This is a genomic window from Pseudoalteromonas sp. SR45-5 (assembly GCF_014163565.1).
GTDB classification, from domain to species: domain Bacteria; phylum Pseudomonadota; class Gammaproteobacteria; order Enterobacterales; family Alteromonadaceae; genus Pseudoalteromonas; species Pseudoalteromonas distincta.
The window spans coordinates 1-4,644 of sequence record NZ_JACJDN010000312.1 but is presented as its reverse complement, the minus strand read 5'-3'; the positions used below and the strand labels follow the sequence as shown (position 1 = coordinate 4,644).

At 38.8% G+C, this 4,644-nt stretch carries 5 protein-coding genes; 2 read left to right on the top strand and 3 right to left on the bottom strand.

Translation table 11 applies throughout. From position 1 onward, the window contains the following. A partial coding sequence (locus H5072_RS12250) for an FtsX-like permease family protein (protein WP_182693675.1) occupies positions 1-489 on the top strand: 489 nt, incomplete at its 5' end. A gap of 314 nt (positions 490-803) precedes the next feature. Beyond that, entirely contained in the window at positions 804-1,667 is an 864-nt protein-coding gene (rpoH, locus tag H5072_RS12245; protein ID WP_002957791.1) for an RNA polymerase sigma factor RpoH, read from the top strand. A gap of 344 nt (positions 1,668-2,011) precedes the next feature. On the opposite strand, the gene H5072_RS12240 is transcribed toward rpoH, so the two are convergent. The 3 genes from H5072_RS12240 to H5072_RS12230 all read right to left on the bottom strand — a co-directional run. Further along, positions 2,012-2,773: a divergent polysaccharide deacetylase family protein gene (locus tag H5072_RS12240; protein WP_024597557.1), complete on the bottom strand. Its 762-nt coding sequence runs from the start codon at positions 2,771-2,773 to the stop codon at positions 2,012-2,014. Positions 2,774-2,823: 50 nt separating this feature from the next. Then, positions 2,824-4,089 carry a S41 family peptidase gene (locus H5072_RS12235; protein WP_182693674.1) on the bottom strand — a complete coding sequence of 422 codons (1,266 nt, stop codon included), beginning with the start codon at positions 4,087-4,089 and terminating at the stop codon, positions 2,824-2,826. Positions 4,090-4,123: 34 nt separating this feature from the next. Then, the coding region (locus tag H5072_RS12230) for a murein hydrolase activator EnvC (protein ID WP_182693673.1) at positions 4,124-4,644 on the bottom strand (521 nt) is incomplete at its 5' end.

Genomic DNA, 4,644 nt, shown 5'->3' with positions numbered 1-4,644 from the left:
ACTAAATTAGAAAGTGAACGTGAAGTTGATTTTGGTAAGCTCGATATAGCCTGGTTAGAGCGTTTAAATGCATTACTAGATTTACTCAAAGAAAGTGTAATAACTATCGCATTATTACTACTTACCTCAGTGACACTTATTATTGGTAACACCATTCGTTTGTCGATCATGGATAAAAAAGAAGAAATACAAGTAATGAAGCTAGTAGGCGCAACGAACACCTTTATACATGCCCCATTTTTGTGGACCGGTATTTGGTATGGTGTAATAGGTGGTTTGTTTGCCTTTATATGCGTAGGTCTGATGATGTGGTGGCTTTCAAGCGCTGTGAGCAGTGTGGCGGGGGTGTATCAAACAAGCTTTTCGTTAATAGGATTATCGCTTAATGAACTCGGCTTTTTAGTGTTACTTGCAACAAGCTTAGGATTTGTAGGCTCGTACCTTTCTGTAAATCGATATATTAAAGAAATAGAACCCGATAAAGTATAATAAACCCTGCAAACTATAAGTGAACCAACCCAGCTTGAAATGCGTAACGTATCGGACTGGGTTGTACCTCCCGTTATTAAAACTGTCATATTTGTGTACTATCCTCCCATAAAGTAATGAGTTGTAAATAAGGTGATGCGGTTAGGTTAACCTGCTGCAATCCTTCAATTCATCACTTATTCAGTCGCTTGTAGTAGACTAAACACATACTAAAAACTGCTTGATTTATACTTTTAAAAAGTTTTAAATTGGGGTTAGCACTCTTAGAGAAAGAGTGCTAAGATAGTTTCAAATGTTTATCACCGAGGTGAAAAATGAGTAAAGATTTATACGCAATGGCACTTACAGTCGGACAACAAAGCGCAAGCATGGACGGTTACCTTCAAGCGGTAAGCACTATTCCTATGCTTAAAGTTGAACAAGAGCAAGAACTTGCTAAAAGACTTCAGGAAGAAGGCGATCTTAGTGCTGCCAAGCAACTCATTATGTCGCATTTACGCTTTGTAGCACATATTGCTAAAAGCTACTCGGGATACGGCTTACCACAAGCTGACCTTATACAAGAAGGTAATATAGGCCTGATGAAAGCGGTTAAACGTTTTGACCCTACAGTGGGTGTACGTTTAGTGTCGTTTGCAGTGCATTGGATTAAAGCCGAAATTCACGAGTTTGTTCTTAAAAACTGGCGCATAGTTAAAGTTGCAACCACTAAAGCGCAACGTAAATTGTTTTTTAATCTTCGTAAAAACAAAAAGCGTTTAGGCTGGTTCAACCAAGCTGAGGTTAGCACTGTTGCTAGCGAGCTAGGTGTGAGTGAAAAAGAAGTACGTGAAATGGAATCGCGCATGAGCGGCCAAGACATGGGCTTTGACCTAACTGGTGACGATAACGACGATGCACCAACAAGTACATACTCTCCAGTACAGTATTTAACAGATGGCGCAGCTGACTTAGCTGACGACGTTGAACAAGAGCAGTGGAAAGAGCAAGCGCATACCCGTTTATTTAGCGCACTTAAAACACTAGATGAACGTTCACAAGATATTGTTAGCGCACGTTGGTTGTCTGATGATAAAGCGACGCTTCAGGAGCTTGCACAAAAGTACAGTGTATCTGCTGAGCGTGTTCGTCAGCTTGAAAAAACAGCGATGAAAAAGTTACAAAGCGCTATGAGCTAATATTGCTCAAGCAGCAAAATTTAAAAAGCCCTACATGAAAATGCGGGGCTTTTTGCTTTTGAGTAGGTTGGTTTGAGCGAAGCGAAACCCAACGATAAAATATCTAATCAAGTAATACCGATACTCTGCATTATCGAATGGTTATACCAATCCGCAATAATACTTAATCATTTTGCGGGGCTAAACGTGTCGCTACCTGCGTTAAAAAAGTCTCATTTAGAACAACTGAATAGTGAATTTTTTGCCTAGCTATCAACACGTTTTTCCGCCCTCAAAATAGACCACTTAATTAAGCGAATTGGTATTAGTTTATTATTCGGATATAGCATTATTTAAAGCTTATATTACCTAGCACTCACTCCCTTTCCCTCAGCATGCGCTAACTGAATGTACTTACGTTCAACTAATTGCGAAACAGGTACGAGTTCAAAACCTTGCTTAGTTAGCTCTGGTAAGGCATGGCGTAAAAACTCGATGGTTTCAGGGTAGGGGTGAGCAATTGCAATGGCAAAGCTATGGGAAATGGCTAGTTGTTTTAACTCTTCAAGCCTTAGCTGCAGTTGTTCTGGTGTAGTTATGTTGTCTAAAAACACTTGGCGACTAATATTAGCAACACCCAAAAAGTTAGCGGCATTTTGTGCCTGACTCAAATCGGTTGTGCGACTATCTAAAAAATATAAATGACGCTTTTTAAGTACTTCCATTGTCCACTTCATAGCTTGGCTTTTTTGCGTAAGCGCTGAGCCCATGTGGTTATTAACGCCTTTAACTTGCGGTAAACTAGCGAGAGCTGTTCCAAGAGTTTGCTGAAGCTGCTCTTTATTCATATTTAAAGTAAGCGCACCAGGCCCTAGTTCTTTACCGTTAAGTGCTTGCATAGGTACATGAAGCAATAACTCTTTATTTGATTGACTGGCAAGTGTTGCAAAAATTTGCGAATAAGGGGTATGGGGCAAAATTGAATACGACAATTGCCCAGGTAAGGAAAGGAACTCTAAGTCCCGTTGATGATAGCCTATATCGTCTATCACTATTGCTATTTGCTTGGCGCTAATTGTTGCAGAGCTAAAACAAATAGCTAATGTTAGCCATTTTATTATTTTCACGTTTATAGTTTTTATTATCTTTTTAGCTTTATTTATACAGCTTATACAAGCTATTGCATGCTGAGTAATTTTTTGGCTTTAACCAACTGTAAATCGGTTAGATTACCAGTAAGTAATTGCGCATTATTGTTAGTGTGTTCATTTTTTATTATAACGGCTTTATTACTTTGTGAAAGGTTTGTTTGATTAACCGCCACATCTGGGGTTATTCCTATTCCATCAATCGATTTACCTAACGGTGTGAAGTATTTCGCTGTGGTGAGCTTTAATGCGGTATTGCCATCACCGAGTGGAATGAGTGATTGTACAGAGCCTTTCCCAAAAGATTGGCTGCCAACAATGGTTGCTCGGTTATTATCTTTAAGTGCTGCTGCAAGTATTTCGGCTGCAGAGGCAGAATTTTCGTTTATAAGCACAACTATGGGCGCATTTTTTAGAATGTCTCCACGCTTTGCATAAAATGCTTGGTTAGCATCGTAAAAACGTCCTTTAGTCGTTACTATAGTGCCACTTTGTAAAAATAGGTCTGATACAGCCACTGCGCTTTGTAATGTCCCCCCTGGGTTATCACGTAAATCAATTACTAAGCCTTTAAGTGGGTAGCCAAAATGGCTTTGCAGGGCGGCAACTTGTAGTGCAACTTCATGTAATGTGTGGTTAGAGAAGTTATTGATAGCTATGTAACCAGTTCCAAAATCTAAAAGTTCGCTTGTTACACTTTCGAGGTTTATTTGGCGACGTGTGACATGAAAAGTGAGTGGGTTTTTATTGTTATCGCGATTTACAATTATATCTATATTCGAAAATTCACTGTCTCTTATTAGTGTTGCTACTTCGTCGATAGTACGGTTTTGAGCTGCGTTGTTGTTTACACTTACAATAATATCGCCTGGTAAAATACCTGCTGCTTTTGCGGGCGAATTATTAACCACGTTAACAATAGTCATATTCTCGTCTATGTTCTTAACTTCTATACCAATACCTGTGTAACGACCATTTGTATTATCAAATAATGAGGCTAACTCATACTCATTTAAGTACTTAGAATAGGAGTCGAGTTTTGAATATAAATGCTCAAACTGCTGGTTGTTATATTTAATATGGTGGCTATTTTGTAAGGTGAGATCTTCAACGTAATAGGTATGAATGTTAAAGAGTATTTCGTCTATTTGTTGTCTTTTAAGATCTTTAATTGAGCTTGCTAGTGCATTACTAGTAAAGGTAATTAGGGTTAGTAATACAAGTAAGTACAGACTTATATAAAAGTCTGCACTTTTTTTATTAACGGTATTTATTGTGTGTTTTTTAGTTGTCATCAGCTGCTCCAAGGCGGTGCAGCGATTTATCTAATTAAATACGTTTGCACCATTTTACAGGATTTACTGCGCGTCCTTTGTGGCGTATTTCAAAGTATAGACCAGAACTTGCCTGTCCGCCGCTTTGGCCTACTAAAGCGAGGGTTTCGCCTTCACGTACCATATCCCCTACATCTCTTAGTAGCGTTTGAGCGTGGCCATATAGGCTCATAAAACCTTCACCATGGTCTACAACAATTACCCATCCATAACCTTTTAGCCAATCGGCAAATACAACTTGGCCGTTGTGCACGCTATTAATATTAGTGCCTTCTTTTGCACCAATTAACACGCCTTTCCAATCAATACCACCATGCTTACGTTGGCCGAATGTGTGCTCTAACTTGCCTTTGCTCGGCCAGTCTAATTTGCCCTTGCTCTTATTTAGGCCAAGTAATTCTATTTTTTGTGTTTTTTCTTTTTCGAGCTCTTTAATCGTTGTTACTAAAGTTTGTTGGTTTTCTTTTAAATAATTTATTGAGCTTTTAGTGCTGTTGAGCTGAGCTTGTAAGTTTT